Here is a 19,368-nt window from a genome sequence, read left to right on the forward strand (position 1 = left end):
ATGCGCAAGCTCCTGGTCATGATCGCCGCCGACCTGCGTCAGCAGGTGCTGGACAAGTCGTTCTTCATCTTCGGTCTCGCGGTGCCGTTCGCCCTGATGGCCGTCTTCAACCTGGTTTTCGCGCCGCTCACGGAGGACCTCGAGCCCATCACCGTCGCGGTCAGCGTGCCCGACGGCGACCAGCTCGGCGCGGTCGTCCCGCAGGTGCTCTCCGGCCTCGACGGCGGGGGTATGCCGGTCACCGTCCAGCAGGTGGACGCGGCCGACGCCACCTCGCGCGTGGAGGAGGGCGAAGCCGGGGTCGGGGTGGTCGTGCCCGAGGGGTTCACCGCCGGCCTGATGGCCGGACGTGCCCCCGAGGTGACGGTCCGGCACGCCGACGGGACCGGCCTGGAGGCGGACGTGGTCACCGGGGTCGTCGACGGGCTGATGACCCAGTTCACCAGCGGCGCCCGGACCCTCGCCGCGGCCCAGGCGCTGGGGGCCGACCCTGCCCAGCTGGGGCAGCTCGCCCAGGAGGTCTCGGCCGGCGGGTCGGCGGTGGCCTGGACGCCCGGGGAGAGCGCCGACGAGCAGCTCAGCCCGCAGGGGACCATCGTCGCCGGCCAGGCCGGCTTCTTCCTCCTCTTCACGGTCGGCTTCGGGGTGCTCGGCCTGGTGGTGGAGCGCGAGTGGGGGACGCTCGCCCGCCTGCTGTCGATGCCGATGCCGAGCTGGCTGGTGGTGCTGTCCAAGGGCCTGTCCAGCTTCGTCCTCGGCGTGGTGGCCACCGCCGTGCTGCTCACCGCCGGCAGCCTCTTCTTCGACGTGGACTTCGGCTCGCCGCTCGCCGTCGCGGTGCTGCTGCTCGCGGTGGTCGCGGCGGCCACGTCGATCATGTTCCTCATCGCCAAGGTGGCGCGCACCGCCGAGCAGGCGGGGGTGGCCCAGGCGATCGTCGCGATCACCCTCGGGATGGCCGGCGGCGCCTTCTTCCAGGTGGGTGGCTCCGGGATGCTCAGCGAGATCATGCAGGTCAACCCGGTCGCCGCGATGAGCCGCGGCCTCGGCGTCACGTCCGGCGGCGGCGGCGTCGTCGACCTCGGCCCGGTGCTGCTCACCATGCTCATCTTCACGGCGGCGATGCTGACGCTCAGCTGGCTGCTGCCCGGACGGAAGGACGCGCTGTGAGGTCCGTGCTCGCGATCGCCTGGGTGGAGCTCAAGAGGTTCCTCGCCGACCGGTCCAACATCTTCTTCGTCTTCATCTTCCCGCTCGCCCTGGTCGCGGTCATCGGCTGGCAGTTCGGTGGCGGCGGGCCCGGTGCCCGGGTCTCGGTGGTCGCGCCCGAGGGCGAGGCCCGCACGGCCCTCGTGCAGTCCTGGGAGGACGCCGTGCTGGCGGTGACGGTCCGTGACTCCGCCGAGCAGCTGCGCGACGACGTGGCCCGCGGCGACGCGCAGGTCGGCGTGGTGCTGAGCGACGACGCGGCCCGCGCCTTCGAGGACGGGGAGCGGATGGAGGTGCAGATCATCCAGGGCACCGGGTCGCAGGCACCCGCCGTGGCCCAGGCGGTCCGCAGCCAGACGGAGGCGGTGGCCTCCGAGGCCCGCCAGGTCGGCGCCCTGGCCGGGCTCGCCGACCCCGCGACCGCGCGGGACGCGCTCTCCGACGCCTCGTCGGCGGTGCCGGGACCGCGGCTGCTCGTCCAGGAGCCGGAGGACCCCCTCGCGGAGGAGTTCTCCGGGGCCGGACAGTTCGACGTCGGGGCCTCCGGCCAGCTGCTGCTCTTCATCTTCATGAGTGCCCTGACCGCCTCGGTCGCCATCATCCAGGCCCGCCGGGACGGCGTCATCAGGCGGACGGTCGCCGCGCCGGTCACGACCGGTCAGACCATGGTGGGTCTGACTCTCGGGCGGCTGGTCATCGCGCTCTTCCAGGGCGTCTACATCATGGTCGCCAGCGCCGTGCTCTTCGGGGTGGAGTGGGGCAACCTCTGGGTCACCATGGTCGTCGTCCTGACCTTCGCCCTCGTCGCCTCGGGCGCCGCCCTCCTGGTGGGAGTGCTCGTCGACAACGAGGGAGCGGCGAGCGGGCTCTCGGTGGGCCTCGGGCTGGTCCTGGCGGCCCTCGGGGGCAGCATGCTCCCGCTCGAGCTGTTCCCCGACCGGCTGCGGACCGTCGCGCACCTCACCCCGCACGCGTGGGGCTACGACGCGCTCGCCGACATCCAGCGCCGCGACGCCGGTCTGCTGGACGTGCTGCCCGAGGTGGGCGCCCTGCTGGCGATGGCGGTGGTGGTCCTGACGCTCGGGTCGCTCGCGCTGCGCCGCAGCCTGAGCCGGGCCATGTGAGGCGTCGTCGGCGGAGCCGGGCGGTGCAGGCCTGTGTCTGTAGGCTCGGTGCCATGTCCAGGTCGCGTCACCTGTCCGGATCACTGGCCGCCGGTCTCCTGGTCGTCGGGCTCGCCGCCTGCAGCCCGGGGGAGGAGCCGGACGCCACCGCCTCCGCCGAGCCGGGCGGAGGGTCCACCGAGACCCCCGCGGCAGGCGGCGAGCCGGCGGAGCCGGAGGCGACGACCGAGGAGCCCACCGAGGGGGCCTCCGCCGGGGCCGCCGACGGCATACCCCCGCTGGACGAGCTGTGGCCCACCGTCATCGACAACGCCGACAGCGCGGAGTCGATGACCACGACGATCACCGGCTCGGACGGGATCGACGCCACGCTCACCGGGCAGCTGGACGACTCCAACTTCCAGGTGGACGCCAGCGTCCAGGGCGCCGAGGTATCGATCATCGGGGTGGAGGACGTCTACTACATCAACGGTGACGAGGCCTTCTGGACCGCGGCCGGTGGGGAGAGCCTGGCCGGCACGATGTCGGACCGGTGGATCGAGACACCGCCGGGGATGGACGTCGGGGAGAGCCTGTCGCTGTCCACGCTCTGGGAGGAGTTCTTCGCCGAGGTGCCGACCGACGTCAGCGACCTGCAGACCTCGAGCGCCGAGCTGACCGAGCTCGACGGCGTCGAGGCCTACCACTACGTCGTCGAGGACGGCCAGGCCGACATCTGGGTCTCGGCCGACGGCGCGGACCACCTGCTCCGGGTGGTCATCGCCGACGAGAGCGGCGACGAGGACCTGGCGATGAGCATCACCGACTGGGACGACGCCCCACCGGTCGAGGCGCCGGACGACGCGGTGCCGATCGAGGACATCATGGGCTCGCGGCGCTGAGGTCCTCCGCGTCCACCTGCACGGCGGCGCCGCTGAACTGCGCGGCGTGCAGGCGGGCATACGCGCCGCCCGCGTCCAGCAGCTCGGTGTGGCTGCCCTGCTCGACGATCCGACCCGCCTCCATGACCAGGATGAGGTCGGCGTCGCGGATCGTCGACAGGCGGTGCGCGATGACGAAGCTGGTCCGGTCCGCGCGCAGCCGCGCCATCGCCTCCTGGACCAGCAGCTCGGTGCGGGTGTCCACCGAGCTGGTCGCCTCGTCCAGGATGAGCAGCGAGGGCTGGGCGATGAACGCCCGCGCGATGGTGATCAGCTGCTTCTCACCCACGGACACCGCCCCGGCGTCGTCGTCCAGCACGGTGTCGTAGCCGTCCGGCAGGTGCTGCACGAAGCGGTCGACGTAGGCGGCCTCGGCAGCGGCGTGGATCTCCTGCTCGCTCGCCCCCGGCCGGCCGTAGCCGATGTTGTCGGCGATGGTGCCCTCGAAGAGCCAGGTGTCCTGCAGGACCATGCCGATCCGTGACCGGAGGTCCTCCCGCGTCATCGTCGTGATGTCCCGCCCGTCCAGGGTGATCCGGCCACCGTCCAGCTCGTAGAACCGCAGGATGAGGTTGACCAGCGTGGTCTTGCCGGCGCCCGTCGGCCCGACGATGGCGACCGTCTGGCCGGGTTCGGCCACGAGGGACAGGTCCTCGATGAGCGGCTCGCTGCCGTAGGAGAAGCTGACCTCCTCGAACGCGATCCTCCCGCCGCGCCCCCGCGGCACGCTCTCGGCGCCCGCCGGGTCCGGGATCTGGCGCTCGGCGTCGAGCAGCTCGAAGGTGCGCTCGGCCGAGGCCACCCCGGACTGCAGCAGGTTCGCCATCGAGGCCACCTGGGTGACCGGCTGGGTGAACTGGCGGGAGTACTGGATGAACGCCTGCACGCTGCCGAGGGACAGGCTGCCCGAGGTGACCCTCAGCGCACCGACGACCGCGACCAGGACATACCCGAGGTTGCCGATGAGGAACATCGCCGGCATGATCACGCCGCTCATGAACTGCGCTCGCCAGGTGACGTCGTAGAGCTGGTCGTTGATCTGGCGCATCCGGTCGGTGACCTGCGCGCGACGGCCGAAGACGGTCACCAGCTCGTGCCCGGTGAAGGCCTCCTCGATTTGGCCGTTCAGCGTGCCGGTGTGCGCCCACTGGGCCTTGAACAGCTTCTGGCTGCGCCGGGCGATGAGCACCGTGACCAGCACCGAGACCGGGACCGTCAGGATCGCGATGATCGTCAGGGTCGGTGAGATCCACAGCATCATGGTGAGGATCGCGACCACGGTGACGACCGCGTTGAGCAGCTGCCCGAAGGTCTGCTGCAGCGTCTGCTGCAGGTTGTCCAGGTCGTTCGTGACGCGGGACAGGACCTCGCCGCGCGGCTGCCCGTCGAAGTAGGCCAGCGGCAGCTCGTGCAGCTGGTCCTCGGCGTCCGCGCGCAGGTCGCGCACCGTGCGCATGGAGATCCGGTTGACCAGCCGGGTGGAGACCCACATGAGCAGCGCCGAGGCGACGTAGAGCACGACGACGACGGCGATGGTGCGGCCCACGGCCGCGAAGTCGATGCCCTCCCCCGGCACCAGGTGGGGCGTGCCGGCCACCAGGTCGGCCTGGGTGTCCTGGCCGGAGGCGCGCAGCCCGCTGACGACCTCCTCGACGCTCGCGCCCGCCGGCAGCCGGGCGCCGAGGAAGCCGGCGAAGACGTAGTCGGTCGCCCGGCCCAGGACCCGCGGCCCGAGGACGCTGAGGATCACCGCGACCAGGGTGAGCAGGACGGACAGCGCGATGATCGGGCGGTAGGGCGCGAGGCGTCCGGCCAGCCGCCGCGCGGAGGCGGCGAAGTTGCTCGGCTTGTCGACGGGCACCGCCGCGCCGTGCGCACCGCCCGGTCCGCGGCGCGGTCCTCCCGCCGGTGCGCGGTCTCCGGAGCGCTCGCTCATGCCGCCACCTCACCGTGCTGCTGCGAGCGGGCGATCTCGGCATACGTCTCGCAGCTCTCGAGCAGCTCGTCGTGCGTGCCGACCCCCACGACGCGCCCCTGGTCGAGCACCACGATCTGGTCCGCCTCGGCGATGGTCGACACGCGTTGCGCCACCACGATGACGGTGGCCTCGCGGGTATGCGGTCGCAGCGCCTGCCGCAGCCGCGCGTCGGTCGCGACGTCGAGCGCCGAGAAGGAGTCGTCGAAGAGGTAGACGGCGGGTCGGGCGACCAGGGCGCGGGCGATGCACAGCCGCTGGCGCTGGCCGCCGGAGACGTTGCCGCCGCCCTGGGACACGGGGTGGTCCAGCCCCAGCTCGGTGGCCCGGACGAAGTCGTCCGCCTGCGCCACCCGGAGCGCCTCCCACAGCTCGTCGTCCGTGGCGTCGGGACGGCCGAACCGCAGGTTGGTGGCGACCGTCCCGGAGAAGAGGTAGGGCCGCTGCGGCACCAGGCCCACCATGGACCAGAGCGCCTCCGGAGCCAGCTCCCGGACGTCGGTCCCGTCCAGCTCGACCGCCCCGTCGCTGACGTCGGCGAGCCGGGGGATCAGCCGCATCAAGGTGGTCTTCCCCGAGCCGGTGGCGCCCACCACGGCGGTGGTCGTGCCGGGACGGGCGGTGAGGTCGATGTCGCACAGGACCGGCGCCTCGGCGCCGGGGTAGGAGAAGGCGACGTCGCGCAGCGAGACGACTCCCCGCCCGACCCGGTCCGGCGGCGCGGGATCGCGCGGGGCGACCAGCGTGGTGCTCGTCCCCAGGACGGCCTCGATGCGCTCGGCCGAGACGGTGGCGCGGGGGATCATCGTCGCCACCATGGTGGCCATCATGATCGACATGAGGATCTGGATGAGATAGCTGATGTAGGCGGTCAGCGCCCCGACCTCCATCGCCCCGGACTCCACGCGGGAGGCGCCGAACCAGATGACGCCCACGCTGGAGAGGTTCATCACCAGCATGACGAACGGGAACATCAGCGCCATCAGGTCACCCAGCCGCAGCCCGATGCCGGTGAGCTCGGCGTTGGTGCGGGCGAAGCGCTCGCGCTCCTCCCGCTCGCGGGTGAAGGCCCGGATCACCCGGATCCCGGTGATCTGCTCCCGCATGACCCGGTTCACGGCGTCCAGCTGCAGCTGGTTGGCCCGGAAGAGCGGGACCATCCGCGCGATGATCAGCCCCATCCCGAGCAGCAGCACGGCGACGCCGACGGCGATGAGCGGTGACAGGCCGACGTCCTGCCGCATCGCCATCACCACGCCGCCGATCCCGGTAATCGGCGCGGCGACCAGCATCACCAGCGCCATGAAGGTCACCTGCTGCACCTGCTGCACGTCGTTGGTGCTCCGGGTGATCAGCGACGGGGCGCCGAACTCCCCGAGCTCACGCGAGGAGAAGCCCAGCACGTGCTCGACCAGGCTGGCCCGGACGTCCCTCCCGATGCCCATGGCGGTGCGGGCCGCTCCCCAGGTGGCGCCGATCTGGGCCACCGCCTGCACCGCGCTGACGGCCAACATGAGCCCACCGATCCGCCAGATGTAGGGGAGGTCGGTCTGCACGATCCCCCGGTCGATGATGTCGGCGTTGAGGCTCGGCAGGTAGAGGCTGGCCATGGTGGCCACGAGCTGGAGGACGAGGATGACGGCGACGAGCGAGGCATACGGGCGCACCTGTCGTCGCAGGAGTTGCGTGAGCACTCACTGATTCTGCACCTTCGCGGTGACAGGGTCACTCGCGTGGGTGAGGTAAAGAAGAAAACCGCTGGTCAGGTGCTATTTCCGCGAGGGAAAGGAATGACATTCCGTCACCTGATCGTGATCTGATCGTGATCTCGGGCCAGAGGCTACTCGCGCGTCAGCACGTAGTGTCGCTGGTGGCCCATGCGGATCCCGTGCGTGCGCCGGATCGTCAAAGGAGATCTTTCGTGAGCAGTGCAAGGTTCGGGGGGCGCCCCCGACGCGCTCTCTCGGCGGTGGCCGTCCTGTCCCTCGGTGGTGCCGTGCTGGCACCGCTGTCGGCAGCGGCGGACGACGCCTACGTCGCGCCGGGTTCACCGGCGCCGGAGAGCAAGATTCAGGACAACCAGGCCACCGGAGCCGATCTGGTGCCCGACGCGTACTTCATCGAGCTGGGAGGCCCGAGCACCAGCGACGGCGGCACCCTGGCCTCGATCCAGGGACAGCGCGAGCGCTTCCTCGCCGACGCCGCCGACGCGGGCGTCGAGCTGGAGGTGCGCTCGCAGTTCGACAGCCTGTGGAACGGCCTCTCGGTCACCACCAGCGAGAGCTCGCTGCTGGACCTGGCCGCGTCCGACGCGGTCGAGGCGATCTTCCCGGTCGGCGTCATCGACGCGCCGGAGCAGCCCCAGGACACCCAGATCGACCCCGAGCTGTTCACGGCCATCTCGATGACCGGCGCGGACATCGTGCAGAGCGAGCTGGGCTTCACGGGTGCCGGCGTCAAGGTCGGCATCATCGACACCGGCATCGACTACGACCACCCCGACTTCGGTGGCAACGGCAGCCCGGAGAGCACCACCTTCCCGACCGAGCGGGTCGCGTTCGGCTACGACTTCGTCGGCGACGACTACAACGCCGACCCCGGGGCGGGCGACGCCTACCAGCCCAAGCCGTTCCCTGACGAGGACCCGGACGACTGCCAGGGGCACGGCACGCACGTGGCCGGCATCACCGGCGCCAGCGGTGAGGTCACCGGTGTCGCACCGGACGTGACGCTGGGTGCATACCGGGTCTTCGGCTGCGAGGGATCCACCGACGCCGACATCATGCTGCACGCGATGGAGCAGACGCTCGACGACGACATGGACGTGGTTAACCTGTCCATCGGCTCGGCGTTCTCCGCGTGGAGGGAGTACCCCACCGCGCAGGCCACCGACGCGCTGGCGCGTGAGGGTGTCGTCGTGGTCGCCTCCATCGGCAACTCCGGGGCCAGCGGCCTGCACTCGGTCGGCGCCCCGGGCGTCGGCGAGGACACCATCGGTGTCGGGTCGGTCGACAACACGGAGTACAACGCCAACTTCTTCCTCGACGAGGAGCAGACCGAGGTGCCCTACACCATCGGCACCCCGGCGCCGGAGCCGCCGACCTCGGGCGAGAGCACCGTGGTCGCGGTGGCCGAGCCGGGTGGTCCCGGTGCGTCGGCCTGCGCGTCCGTGGGTGATGGCCTGACCGAGGAGCAGCAGGCGGAGATCGAGGGCAACTGGGTCTTCATCCAGCGCGGCGGGTGCACCTTCTACGAGAAGGCGCTGGCCGGGCAGGACGCCGGAGCACTCGGCGTGATCCTCTACAACAACGAGCCCGGCTCGATCAACCCCAGCGTCTCGGGCGAGGAGGAGATCACCATCCCCGTCACGATGATCGGCCAGGCCGACGGCGAGCGGCTGGTGGCCGACGCGCTGGCGACCGAGGGGCACACCATCACCTGGACCGACGAGCAGGTCTCGGTCCCGAACCCGACGGGCGGGCTGATCAGCTCGTTCAGCTCGATCGGGACGATGGCCGACACCACCTTCAAGCCGGACCTGTCGGCACCGGGTGGTCAGATCTACGCCACCTACCCGCTGGAGATCCAGCCCTACGCGACGCTCTCCGGCACGTCGATGGCCGCGCCGCACGTGGCGGGTGCTGCCGCGCTGATGCTCGAGGCCGACCCGAGCCTGGGTGTCGCGGACGTGAAGCTCAAGCTGCAGAACAGCTCGATCCAGCTGCCGCTGAACATCGCGCCCACCGCCGGCCTGGAGATCGTGCACCGGCAGGGCACGGGCATGATCCAGATCGACGACTCGATCCTGGCGCAGGCGATGGTCGAGCCCGGCCTGGTGCAGCTGGGTCAGCAGCTCTCCGGTGAGACGAGCACGCAGACGGTGACGCTGACCAACCTCAGCGACACCGAGCAGGTCTACACCACCGAGCACCTCCCGGCGGTCGCGACCTCCGGCACGGCCAACGACTGGTTCTACGACTTCGCCGACGCCGTCGTCGATGTGGCGCCGAGCGTGGTCGTGCCAGCCGGTGCCAGCGTGGAGGTCCCGATGACCATCACCTCGCCGGAGCTCCCGGACGCGATGGGCCCCATCTTCGGCGGCTACGTCACCTTCACCAGCGGTGAGGGCGAGGAGGCGGACACCTACTCGGTGGCCTACGGCGGTCACGCGGCCGACCTGCAGGAGACCGAGGTGCTCGCCGACATGGTCGACGAGGACGGCAACGTCACCGTGGAGCTGCCCGCTCTCGGGGTCGTCGCCACCTGCGGCATCTGGCTGGGCTACGACTGCGTCGACCCGGCAGGGACCTACGACCTGGTCGACGAGGGCTACACCTACTCGATGGAGCAGGAGGACGCCCCGCAGTTCCTCGTCCACTTCGAGCACCAGGCCCGGCGGATGGAGTGGGAGGTCTTCGCGGCCACCACCGACGGCGCCAAGGGCGAGTCCGTCGGCACGGTCGCCGAGCTGGACTACCTGGCCCGCTCCTCCAGCCGGAACGGCTTCTCGGCCTACTCGTGGGACGGGATGATGCTGGACGAGAACGGCGCCAAGGTCCGAGTCCCGGACGGCGACTACATCCTGGAGCTCACCGTCACCAAGGCCAAGGCGTGGAACGACGACCGCGAGGCGCAGACCGAGACGTGGGACAGCCCCGTCTTCGGGATCGCCTTCGAGGGCTCGGGCTACGGCAACGAGGACCGTCCCGCCGTGGAGCGGACCCTGGGCCAGACCCGCTACTCCACCGCCTCCGAGCTGGCGCTCGAGGCCTTCCCGGAGGGTGTCGACACGGTCTACGTGTCCAACGGGGACAACTTCCCCGACGCGCTCGCGGGTGGTGCCCTCGCCGGCACCGACGAGGCCCCGGTGCTCCTGACCGAGACCGGCACGCTGCCGCCGGCCACGCGGATGGCGCTGCAGCAGCTCGGTCCGGACAGCATCGTGGTGCTCGGTGGTGACGCCGCGGTCAGCGATGACGTGGCGACGGCGCTGGGTGAGTATGCCGACGTCGAGCGTCTCTCCGGCGCCGACCGGTATGCGACGGCGGTCCAGGTGAGCCAGGCCCACGAGGAGGACGCCGACGTCGTCTTCCTCGCCAGCGGCATGGACTACCCGGACGCCCTGGCGGCGGCTGCGGCGGCCGGGATGGAGGGGGCTTCGGTCCTGCTGACCCGGACCACCTCGCTGCCTGCCGCCACGGCGGAGGAGCTGGAGCGTCTGTCCCCGGACACGGTCTACGTCATCGGTGGTGAGGCTGCGGTCTCGGCCGAGGTCGCGACGGCCGCTGGTGACAGCGCGGGCGAGGTCGTGCGGCTCTTCGGCGCCGACCGCTACGGCACGGCTGCCGCGGTGGCCGCGGAGTTCTCCCCGACCCCCGGCCCGGGTGCCTTCCTCGCCACCGGCGAGGAGTTCCCGGACGCCCTCGCGGCGGCACCGGTGGCGGCGATGAACAACATGGCCGTCCTGCTCACCCGTCCGGGCAGCCTCCCGGCCGACACCGTCGACGCCATGACGGCGATGCGCGCGCAGAACGTGCACATCGTGGGTGGCTACGGCGCGGTCAGCCTGGAGGTCCAGGAGACCCTGGAGGACGTCGTCTACCCGTGAGGTCACCGACCTGACGGAGTGACACCGACAGGCCCCCGGGACGCGATGTGCGTCCCGGGGGCCTCGTCATGCGCCGCCGAGCGGATTCGGGATGCGGATGCCGGCCACGACGTCCGTTGCTCGCCTGCGCGGTTGCTCGCGCAGCGCTGGGCCGGCGGCGGTCATCTGGCCGCTCGGCACTGCCGGAATTCGACCTCTCGTTTGTCTGCCATGGCGCACAAAGCAGAGGTCGAATTCCGGTGAGGCGGGGATCTCCGGACGCAGCAGCCCCAGCAACCCCAGCAGTCCTAGCAACCCCAGCAGTCCTCGCAGCCCGAGGAGTGTCAGGAGCCCTGGGAGTGCCACAGGGTCAGAGGCCTCAGGGCCTCACAGGTAGGACGCCAGGTGGTGCAGGGCCTGCTCGCCCACCAGCTCACCGGCGAGCAGCGGCACCTCGACGAGCGGCAGGTCCGGCAGGGCCTCGCGCACCTGGCCCAGGTAGCGCTGCTCGACGGCGTGCCGCTCGGCGAGCAGAGCCCCGGCGTCGGCCGGTGAGCGCTTGTTGACCACCAGGGCACCCACGCTCATCCCGGCGCGGGTCAGCTGCTCGTGCAGCTCGACGGACTCCAGCACCGGCAGCCGCTCCGCGGCGAGCACGATGACGAAGGCGCTGCGTGCGGGGTCCTGCAGCACCGTCCGCAGCTCGGCGAAGCGTGCCTGCCGGCGGTCCAGGATCTGCCGGATCTCGGCGTCCCGGCGGCCACGGCGGTCGGTGCTGCCGGCCCGGGACCGCTCGCCGGTCCCCAGCACGTCGGCGGCGGCGCGCTCGCCCGCGTCCCGGTTGCCCTGGACGCCGCGCAGCGCGGCACCGAAGCGGGCCGACCGCTCCTGCCGCCGCAGCAGCCCCTCGGTCCAGGCCTGCATCAGCTCGGGGAGCGCCACCAGCCGGGAGGTATGCCCCGAGGGGGCGGTGTCGAAGATGACCAGCTCGTCCGGGTGCCGCTGCTCGATCACCTCGGCGATCCGCTCCAGCACGGCGGCCTCGTGCGTCCCGGGGGCGTCCCGGGCCAGGTCCAGGTGGTGCCGGATCTCGCCCTGCAGGTGCTCGGGCATGAGGCGCTGCATCGTCGACCGCACCGCTGCCAGGTGCTGCTCGGTGGTGCGCGCCGGGTCGATCTCCAGCCCACGCAGCAGCGGCGCGAGCTCCACGGTGTCGTCGCCGACCCGCCGGTCCCACAGGTGTCCCAGGTTGTGCGCCGGGTCCGTGGACACCACGAGGACCCGCCGCCCACCGCGGGCCAGCGCCAGCCCGAGCGCGGAGGCGACGGCCGTCTTGCCCACGCCGCCCTTGCCTCCGACGAAGAGCACCTCGCGGCCGTGCGCGAGGGTGGTCAGGTCGGGCATACCCACCCCGCACGCCCTAGCAGCACGAGAAGTGGTCCAGCGGGCTCTTGTCCAGGCCCATCCGCCGGTGCCAGTCGTGCACCTGGTCGTAGACGACCGGGAGCAGCTCGACGGTGTAGTAGCTGGCCGGGTTCGGGACACCGAGCGCCTCGGCCATGACGATCACCAGGAAGAGGTCGTCCTCGTCCTGCTGCGCCCGGGCGAAGGTGCGGGCATACGGCCCGGCGAAGACGTCCCGCACCACCTGCGCCGCCTCGCGGAGGCGGCGCCGGTGCTGCGGGGCGTCGGTCATCGGCCCAGGGTATGCCGTGCGGGCACGGCACGCCCACGCTCAGCTGTCGCCGCGCTCGGCCGGGTCGGTGTCCTTGCCCGCCGCGGCCACCTCGGCGGCCGACACCTGCTCCAGCTCGGCGTCGTCGTCGCCGGTGTAGTCCTTCGCCCGGCGCATGGCACCGAGCGCCTCGACCATCACCCACAGCGACGCGACGAGGATGACGATGTCCAGGACCAGCAGCAGCCAGTTGCCCTCGCTGTAGAACGTGCCGAGCTGGATGAACAGCGCGTACAACGTCATCAGGCCGACGAAGACGAGCGGGACGAGCGCCGGCAGCGCCGTCCGGCCGCGCCGCAGCAGCATGATCGCGACGATCGACAGGGTGAGCCCGGCCAGGAGCTGGTTGGTGGTGCCGAAGAGCGGCCAGATGAGCATACCGCCGGAGCCGTCCGCACCGGCACCGAAGGTCAGTGCGAGCGCGACGCCCACCGCGATGACGGTGGCGACACCCTTGCCCAGCCGGACCCCGCCGATCTCGCCGATCTCCTGCACGACGAAGCGCTGCAGCCGGACCCCGGTGTCCATCGTGGTGGCGGCGAAGAGGATGGCGGTGGTCGCCAGGATCGTCGCCGACAACGACTCCGGCAGGCCCAGCCCGCTCTCCACGATCGCGCCACCACCGGAGACGAAGGCGCCGACGCTGCCCTGGCCGAAGGCCGAGTAGGTGGCCTCCCAGTCCGCCAGCGTCGCGAACCCGGCGGTGGCGGCGATGATCGCGCCCAGCGCGAGCAGGCCCTCGCCGACGGCCCCGAAGTAGCCGACGAAGCGGGCGTCGCTCTCCTTGTCCAGCTGCTTGGAGCTGGTGCCGGAGCTGACCATGCCGTGGAAGCCGGAGATCGCGCCGCAGGCGATCGTCACGAACAGCAGCGGGACGATCGAGGGCGTGCCCTCGGGCACGTTGCCGTTGACGGCGGGCGCCACCACCTCGGGCCGCGCCAGGAGCACCGAGCCGTAGAGGATCCCCAGGGCGATGAACAGCTGCAGCCCGTTGATGTAGTCGCGCGGCTGCAGCAGCATCCACACCGGCAGCATCGAGGCGATCCCGGCGTAGACGAAGAGCAGGATGATCCACACGGCGTTGGCGGGCAGCCCGGCGACGGTCTCCGGCAGGGCGACCGGCACCTGGTCGCCGATCCAGATGAGGGCGTAGAGCGCGACCACACCCACGACCGAGACCAGCGGCAGCCTCCAGCGCAGCCGGTAGATCGCCTGGCCGACGAGCAGCGCCACCAGCAGCGCTCCCCAGGTGGGGATGACCGCGGTCGGGGTGCTCACCAGCAGCCCCGCGATGACCACGGCGAAGGCGGCGTTGACCATGAGGAGCAGCAGGAAGATGACGACGAGGAAGAGGTTGCGCCCGCGGGAGCCGATGTAGCGCCCGGACAGGGCGCCCATCGACTGGCCCTTGTTGCGCACCGACGCCCACAGGGCCCCGAGGTCGTGCATACCGGCGAAGAAGACGGTGCCGATGGTCACCCAGAGGAAGGCCGGCAGCCAGCCCCAGATGACCGCGATGGCCGGGCCGACGATCGGCGCGGCCCCGGCGACCGAGGTGAAGTGGTGGCCCCACAGGACGTACTTGTTGGTGGGGACGTAGTCGACGCCGTCCTCCAGCTCGTGCGCCGGGGTGGGACGGCTGTCGTCGAGGGCGTAGATCTTGGTGGCCAGGAACTTCGAGTACAAGGCGTACCCGGCCAGGATCATGGTCACCCCGATGAGGGCGAGGACGAGCGAGTTCATGGTGTCTCCGTTGACGATGAGCGCCGGACGGCAGGGTCCGTCGGTCTGAGCCTAGCCCTCTCCGGCCAGTCACACCAGCATCACGCGCCACACCTGCGGGTATGCCGTCCGCCGGCGCCGCGGGCGGACCGGGGTCAGCCGCCGCTCGCCGGCGTCGGGTTGGCCACGTCGATGCTCCCCATCGTGGTCTCGATGTCGACGACGTAGGGCGAGCCGCGGTCCCGCGCGACCGAGACCTGGGGGTCGTCTCCGAGATCGGTCTGGGTGGAGACGGCGTAGGCGATCCGCGGGGGAAGGGTGACGGTCACGTCGCCCATCGTGCTGTTCACCCGGATCAGCTCCGGTGGGGGCGCACCCAGGCCCTCGATGGTGACGTCGCCCATCGTGGAGTTGAGCTCGATCCACGTGGGTTCGCCGCTGACCCTGAGGTCGCCGCCGGTGCCGCGGGCCTCCACCGTGCCGGTCGTGTCGATGTCGATGTCGCCGAACCCACCCACCACCTCCACGTCGGTCCCCGGCGGGACGACGAGGGAGAAGCTCGCCGAGCACTGGCCCATGTTGCCGCCGTTGCAGGGCGCCTGCACGACGACGGACCCGTCGTCCGGCCCGTCGAGCAGGCCCAGCTCGGGCCGGGCCATCGACCAGTGCAGCTCGGCGTCGACCCTGGCCTGCTCGCCGTCGCGGAGCTCGCGCAGCTCGACGTCGCCCCGGGGGGACTGGACGACCACCCGGTCGACGTCGTCCGGCAGGTCCAGCACGGCGGTGTCGGACTGGCGGAGCATGCCGGGCACCGAGCTGATCCCCGCACCCGCGACCAGCACGGCGGTGACGACGCCGCCCACCACGCGCAGGCCGGTGTAGGACCCGTGCCGGTGCCGGATCCCCCGCGCCTGTGCCTGGTCGGACTGCGGGCCGCCGGTCATCCCGCCTCCTCCCCGTGCTCGAGCCACTGCAGGACGGCGAGCACCCTGCGGTGGTCGTCGTCGGTGGGGGGCAGGTCCAGCTTGCCGAAGATCGAGGACACGTTCTTCTCCACCGCGCCCTCGCCGATGAACAGCTCACGGCTGATCGCGCTGTTGGTGCGGCCCTGCGCCATGAGTCGCATGACGTCACGCTCGCGCGCCGTGAGGCGCTCCAACGGGTCGATGTTGCGGGCGCGGGACATCAGCTGCGAGACGACCTCGGGGTCGAGGGCCGTCCCACCGCCGGCCACGGTGTGCAGCGCGGCCACGAAGTCGCTGGTGTCGGCGACCCGGTCCTTGAGCAGGTAGCCCACCCCGCGCGGACGGCCGGCGAGCAGCTCGGTGGCGTAGCGCTCCTCGACGTACTGGCTCAGCACCACCACCGCCACCTCGGGCAGCTCGGAGCGCACCTCCAGCGCGGCCATGAGGCCCTCGGCGGTGAAGGTGGGGGGCATCCGCACGTCCACGACGACGAGGTCCGGCCGGTGCTCCCGGACCGAGGCGAGGAAGGTCTGCGCGTCCGGGCAGGCGTCGACCACCTCGAAGCCGGTGGCGACCAGGAGCCGGACGATGCCGTCGCGGAGCAGCACCGAGTCCTCGGCGAGGATGACCCGCAGGGGTGCGTCCGGTGCGCTCGTGCTCATCGGGTGGTCCTCTCGCGCAGGGGCAGGGTGATCGCGACGGTGGTGCCCGCGCCCACCGGCGAGTGGACGTGCAGCTGACCGTCGACCGCGCCGACGCGCTGCCGCAGGCCGGTGAGGCCGGAGCCGGCGCCGACGAGCGCGCCGCCCGCCCCGTCGTCCGTCACCGAGACGGTGAGCAGGTCGCCGGTCAGGCCCCGGGCGGTGCCCAGCTCGACGCCGGCGCGGTCGGCCTGCGCGTGCTTGGCGATGTTGGTCAGCGCCTCGGAGACGGAGAAGTAGGCGATGGCCTCGACCGTCGGGTCCAGCCGCCCGGCGGGCAGCCGGTTGGTCACCGTGACCGGCACCGGGCTCCGGGCGGCCAGCGCGGACACCGCGGCGTCGAGCCCGCGGTCCGTGAGGATCGGGGGCACGATCCCGCGCGCGACCTGACGCATCTCGGTGATCGCCTCCTTGCTGGAGGAGTGGGCCTCGTCGAGCAGCTGGCGGACGTGTCTGGAGGTCTCCGGGTCGGCGCTGCCGCCGTCCCGGTCGAGCGCGTCCCGGGCCAGCCCCAGGCTCATGGCGATCGAGACCAGGCGCTGCTGCGGCCCGTCGTGCAGGTCCCGCTCGATCCGCCGACGCTCGGCCTCGACCGAGTCCAGGGTGTCCTCGCGGGTGGTCGTCAGGGTGTCGACCCGCTCGCTCATCCGGCGGAGCTGGGCCTGGGCGTCCTCGCCGATGAGCCACCGGGCCAGGACGACGTCCACGCTGGCCAGACCGCGGGCGATCCACGGCATACCGAGCACCACCGCGACACCCACCAGCCAGGCCACCGTCATGCCCAGCGTCGAGCCGACCCGGAACAGGCCCATGACCGAGACGCCGTCCCCGAGCCAGGCCCACAGCGGCATCGTCGCGAGCAGGGCGCCGTTGACGAGCAGCGCGAGGCCGAGCGCGCCGGAGATCAACCCCCACAGTCCGTGCAGGCCGGCCCAGCCGAGCGCCCGGAGCCGGACCTCGTCCAGACCCAGCACCCGTCGCCAGGTGGGGGCGGAGGAGGGCGGGCGCTCCCCGACGTCGACGCCGAGGAACGCGGCGATGCGGTGCCGCTCGACCAGGGACAGCACGAAGGATCCCCAGATCGCCGGCACCAGGATGAGCACCCCGGCCCCCATGCCGAGCAGTGCCGCCATGCCACCCACGGCCACGCCGGCCAGGGCCAGCGCGAAGACCGCGGTGAAGAGTCCGGTGACGACGTAGCAGACGGTCCACCAGGCATCCAGCAGCCAGCCGAGGACGGCGCCCGGGATCCCGGATGTGGGCCTCGCGGGCGCCGTCGACCCTCCCGCGTCGTCGACGGGACCACCCTGCTGCCCGGACGTGGGGCCGGGCACCAGTCGGGCCATGCCGGCCGACTCGAGGTCGGGCGACCCGTCAGCCCGTGCCGTGTCTCCGCTCATACGACCTCAACGTAGTCATGCAGGGGCGTGCGGTGCAGGGTGTGCACCCCCGAGCGCTCTGGGGGATAACCCCCGGCAGGTGCCCCCGCAACCCCTGTCCGGTCGGCGTGGTCGCGCCCGGACAGGCTGTCCGGGGGCAGACGTGAGGGAGGGCGCGTCGGTCCCGTGACAGCCGACGCGCCCTCCTCGACGGACACTCGATCCCTCCCGGCGACCGGGACGGGGGCGGACGCGCAGGGGGTGAAGCCCGCATCCGACCCAACGTCGCCTTCGACGTGTCCGGTCGACCGCCGCGAACCCGAGGAGCGTGCCCCGGGCACCACTGCAGCCGACTCCCTCACGCTAACCCGGGGTCGGCAAAGGGTGGGTATGCCGTGGGTAAGGAATTGGTCAAATCCTGACGCAGCGGCAAGGACGTGTGTCGGTGGCGTGGGTCAGACTGCGGGTATGCAGCTGGCCCAGGTGACCGGGACGTCCGCCGCGGTGGCGGCCACCCGGTCGCGCACCGAGAAGACGTCCCTGCTGGCCGACGCGCTGCGGCTGGTGGCCGGATCCGGAGACGCGCGCGAGGTCGAGGTGGTCGCGGACTACCTCGCCGGCACGCTGCCGCAGCGGACGGTCGGTGTCGGGTGGCGCAGCCTGCGGGAGCTGCCGCCGGCGGCGACCAGCCCGACCCTGACCGTGCCGGAGGTCGACGCGGCGCTGACCGACCTCAAGGCGCACGCCGGTGAGGGGTCGGCCGGTGCCCGGGCCGAGGCGGTGCGTGAGCTGATGAGCAGGGCCACCGGGCCGGAGCAGGACTGGCTCGTCGGCCTGCTCACGGGTGAGCTGCGGCAGGGCGCCGGTGACGGTGTGCTGCTCCCGGCGATCGCGCTGGCGGCCGACGTGCCGGAGGCGCTGGTCCGGCGAGCGGTGATGCTCGCGGGCTTCCCGGGCCCGGTGGCGCGGGCGGCCCTGGCCGGCGGGGCGCCGGCCCTGGAGCAGGTGCGGCTCGAGGTCGGCCGACCGCTGCGGCCGATGCTCGCCGGGTCCGAGCCCGACATCGGCTCCGCCGTCGAGGCGGGCCGGGAGCTGGCCCTCGACCTCAAGCTGGACGGCATCCGGGTCCAGGCCCACGTCGACCACGACCGTGACCCCGACGCGCCGGTCCGGCTCTTCACCCGGAGCCTGGAGGAGATCACCGACCGTCTGCCCGAGGTGGTCGCGGCGCTCGCGGCCCTGCCCGCCCGCACCGCCGTCCTCGACGGCGAGGTGATCGCGCTGGCCGCGGACGGCCGCCCCGAGCCGTTCCAGGTCACCGGGGCCCGCACCGCCTCGCGCACCGACCCCGCCGAGCTGGCCCGCACCACCCCGGTGACGACATACCTCTTCGACCTGCTGCACCTCGACGGCCGGGACCTCGTCGACGAGCCGGCGCACCGGCGCTGGTCCGCGCTCGCCGAGGTCGCGCCCGGTCTCGTGGTCGAGCGGCTGCGGACCGACGACCCGGCCGCCGCGCAGGCCTTCTTCGACCGCGTCGTGGACCAGGGCCACGAGGGGGTGGTGGTCAAGGACCCGCTGGCCCCGTATGCCGCCGGTCGCCGTGGTGCCGGCTGGGTGAAAGTGAAGCCGCGCCGCACCGCCGACCTCGTCGTCATCGCGGTGGAGTGGGGCAGCGGGCGACGGCAGGGTTGGCTGTCCAACATCCACCTGGCGGCCCGGGGTGCCGACGGGGAGCTGGTGATGGTGGGCAAGACGTTCAAGGGGATGACGGACGAGATCCTGCGGTGGCAGACCGACCGCTTCCTCGGCCTGGAGACGCGCCGGGAGGGCCACGTGGTGCACGTGCGGCCGGAGCAGGTCGTGGAGATCGCCTACGACGCCGTGCAGACCTCGAGGCGCTACCCCGGCGGCATCGCGCTGCGGTTCGCGCGGGTGCTGCGCTACCGGGACGACAAGGGTGCCGAGGAGGCGGACACGCTCGACGCGTTGCGCTGAGACGGGGACGGGTGCGGCGCTCGTGAGGACATCGCGGCCCAGGTTTGGCACGA

General features: G+C 72.1%; 13 protein-coding genes. 5 read left to right on the forward strand and 8 right to left on the reverse strand.

The window, feature by feature from the left end; translation table 11 throughout:
- From FXF60_RS03220 to FXF60_RS03235, 3 genes are read left to right on the forward strand one after another with little or no spacing between them, the layout of a single operon-like run.
- The gene (locus FXF60_RS03220) at positions 1-1,170 is read left to right on the forward strand and encodes an ABC transporter permease (RefSeq protein ID WP_151523817.1); all 1,170 of its coding nucleotides are present in this window, start codon (positions 1-3) and stop codon (positions 1,168-1,170) included.
- The gene (locus tag FXF60_RS03225; RefSeq protein WP_192796570.1) at positions 1,167-2,333 is read left to right on the forward strand and encodes an ABC transporter permease; all 1,167 of its coding nucleotides are present in this window, start codon (positions 1,167-1,169) and stop codon (positions 2,331-2,333) included. The genes FXF60_RS03220 and FXF60_RS03225 overlap by 4 nt, the downstream gene beginning before the upstream one ends.
- 53 nt (positions 2,334-2,386) lie before the next feature.
- On the forward strand, positions 2,387-3,214 hold the full coding sequence (locus FXF60_RS03235; RefSeq protein WP_192796571.1) for a LolA-like protein: 828 nt from the start codon (positions 2,387-2,389) through the stop codon (positions 3,212-3,214).
- Here the strand turns inward: FXF60_RS03235 and FXF60_RS03240 are convergent.
- Together FXF60_RS03240 and FXF60_RS03245 are read right to left on the reverse strand one after the other, a co-directional pair.
- The gene (locus tag FXF60_RS03240) at positions 3,195-5,189 is read right to left on the reverse strand and encodes an ABC transporter ATP-binding protein (RefSeq protein ID WP_151523821.1); all 1,995 of its coding nucleotides are present in this window, start codon (positions 5,187-5,189) and stop codon (positions 3,195-3,197) included. The genes FXF60_RS03235 and FXF60_RS03240 overlap by 20 nt on opposite strands.
- Positions 5,186-6,922, reverse strand: a complete 1,737-nt coding sequence (locus FXF60_RS03245; RefSeq protein WP_151523822.1) for an ABC transporter ATP-binding protein — start codon at positions 6,920-6,922, stop codon at positions 5,186-5,188. The genes FXF60_RS03240 and FXF60_RS03245 overlap by 4 nt, the downstream gene beginning before the upstream one ends.
- Before the next feature lie 227 nt (positions 6,923-7,149).
- On the opposite strand from FXF60_RS03245, the gene FXF60_RS03250 reads away from it, so the two are divergent.
- Positions 7,150-10,836, forward strand: a complete 3,687-nt coding sequence (locus FXF60_RS03250; protein ID WP_151523823.1) for a cell wall-binding repeat-containing protein — start codon at positions 7,150-7,152, stop codon at positions 10,834-10,836.
- A 366-nt stretch (positions 10,837-11,202) separates the two neighbouring features.
- Here FXF60_RS03250 and FXF60_RS03260 read toward each other — a convergent pair whose 3' ends face one another.
- The 6 genes from FXF60_RS03260 to FXF60_RS03285 all read right to left on the reverse strand — a co-directional run bounded on the left by FXF60_RS03260 (position 11,203) and on the right by FXF60_RS03285 (position 17,338).
- Positions 11,203-12,219 (reverse strand): ArsA family ATPase, encoded by a 1,017-nt coding sequence (locus tag FXF60_RS03260; protein ID WP_151523825.1) that lies wholly within the window; start codon positions 12,217-12,219, stop codon positions 11,203-11,205.
- Positions 12,220-12,235: 16 nt separating this feature from the next.
- Positions 12,236-12,511 (reverse strand): cory-CC-star protein, encoded by a 276-nt coding sequence (locus FXF60_RS03265; RefSeq protein WP_151523826.1) that lies wholly within the window; start codon positions 12,509-12,511, stop codon positions 12,236-12,238.
- A 39-nt stretch (positions 12,512-12,550) separates the two neighbouring features.
- The gene (locus FXF60_RS03270; protein ID WP_151523827.1) at positions 12,551-14,293 is read right to left on the reverse strand and encodes a carbon starvation CstA family protein; all 1,743 of its coding nucleotides are present in this window, start codon (positions 14,291-14,293) and stop codon (positions 12,551-12,553) included.
- Positions 14,294-14,427: 134 nt separating this feature from the next.
- Positions 14,428-15,216: a DUF4097 family beta strand repeat-containing protein gene (locus FXF60_RS03275; protein ID WP_151523828.1), complete on the reverse strand. Its 789-nt coding sequence runs from the start codon at positions 15,214-15,216 to the stop codon at positions 14,428-14,430.
- Positions 15,213-15,899 carry a response regulator transcription factor gene (locus FXF60_RS03280; RefSeq protein ID WP_151523829.1) on the reverse strand — a complete coding sequence of 229 codons (687 nt, stop codon included), beginning with the start codon at positions 15,897-15,899 and terminating at the stop codon, positions 15,213-15,215. Before FXF60_RS03280 ends, FXF60_RS03275 begins: the two co-directional genes overlap by 4 nt.
- The gene (locus FXF60_RS03285) at positions 15,896-17,338 is read right to left on the reverse strand and encodes a sensor histidine kinase (protein WP_151523830.1); all 1,443 of its coding nucleotides are present in this window, start codon (positions 17,336-17,338) and stop codon (positions 15,896-15,898) included. Before FXF60_RS03285 ends, FXF60_RS03280 begins: the two co-directional genes overlap by 4 nt.
- Before the next feature lie 447 nt (positions 17,339-17,785).
- Here FXF60_RS03285 and FXF60_RS03290 point away from each other — a divergent pair, with 447 nt between their 5' ends.
- Complete coding sequence (locus FXF60_RS03290) at positions 17,786-19,315, forward strand: ATP-dependent DNA ligase (RefSeq protein ID WP_151523831.1); 1,530 nt, start codon at positions 17,786-17,788, stop codon at positions 19,313-19,315.
- The last annotated feature ends 53 nt before the right edge of the window (positions 19,316-19,368 follow it).

Source organism: Serinicoccus kebangsaanensis, from assembly GCF_008919445.1.
In the GTDB taxonomy this organism is placed as follows: domain Bacteria; phylum Actinomycetota; class Actinomycetes; order Actinomycetales; family Dermatophilaceae; genus Ornithinicoccus; species Ornithinicoccus kebangsaanensis.

What these genes read in the sequence shown, in the direction of transcription:
- FXF60_RS03220 (WP_151523817.1), top strand. Translation starts at nt 1, where the DNA reads ATGCGCAAGCTCCTGGTCATGATCGCCGCCGACCTGCGTCAGCAGGTG.
- FXF60_RS03235 (WP_192796571.1), top strand. Translation starts at nt 2,387, where the DNA reads ATGTCCAGGTCGCGTCACCTGTCCGGATCACTGGCCGCCGGTCTCCTG.
- FXF60_RS03240 (WP_151523821.1), bottom strand. Translation starts at nt 5,189, where the DNA reads ATGAGCGAGCGCTCCGGAGACCGCGCACCGGCGGGAGGACCGCGCCGC.
- FXF60_RS03260 (WP_151523825.1), bottom strand. Translation starts at nt 12,219, where the DNA reads ATGCCCGACCTGACCACCCTCGCGCACGGCCGCGAGGTGCTCTTCGTC.
- FXF60_RS03265 (WP_151523826.1), bottom strand. Translation starts at nt 12,511, where the DNA reads ATGACCGACGCCCCGCAGCACCGGCGCCGCCTCCGCGAGGCGGCGCAG.
- FXF60_RS03270 (WP_151523827.1), bottom strand. Translation starts at nt 14,293, where the DNA reads ATGAACTCGCTCGTCCTCGCCCTCATCGGGGTGACCATGATCCTGGCC.
- FXF60_RS03275 (WP_151523828.1), bottom strand. Translation starts at nt 15,216, where the DNA reads ATGACCGGCGGCCCGCAGTCCGACCAGGCACAGGCGCGGGGGATCCGG.
- FXF60_RS03280 (WP_151523829.1), bottom strand. Translation starts at nt 15,899, where the DNA reads ATGAGCACGAGCGCACCGGACGCACCCCTGCGGGTCATCCTCGCCGAG.
- FXF60_RS03285 (WP_151523830.1), bottom strand. Translation starts at nt 17,338, where the DNA reads ATGAGCGGAGACACGGCACGGGCTGACGGGTCGCCCGACCTCGAGTCG.
- FXF60_RS03290 (WP_151523831.1), top strand. Translation starts at nt 17,786, where the DNA reads ATGCAGCTGGCCCAGGTGACCGGGACGTCCGCCGCGGTGGCGGCCACC.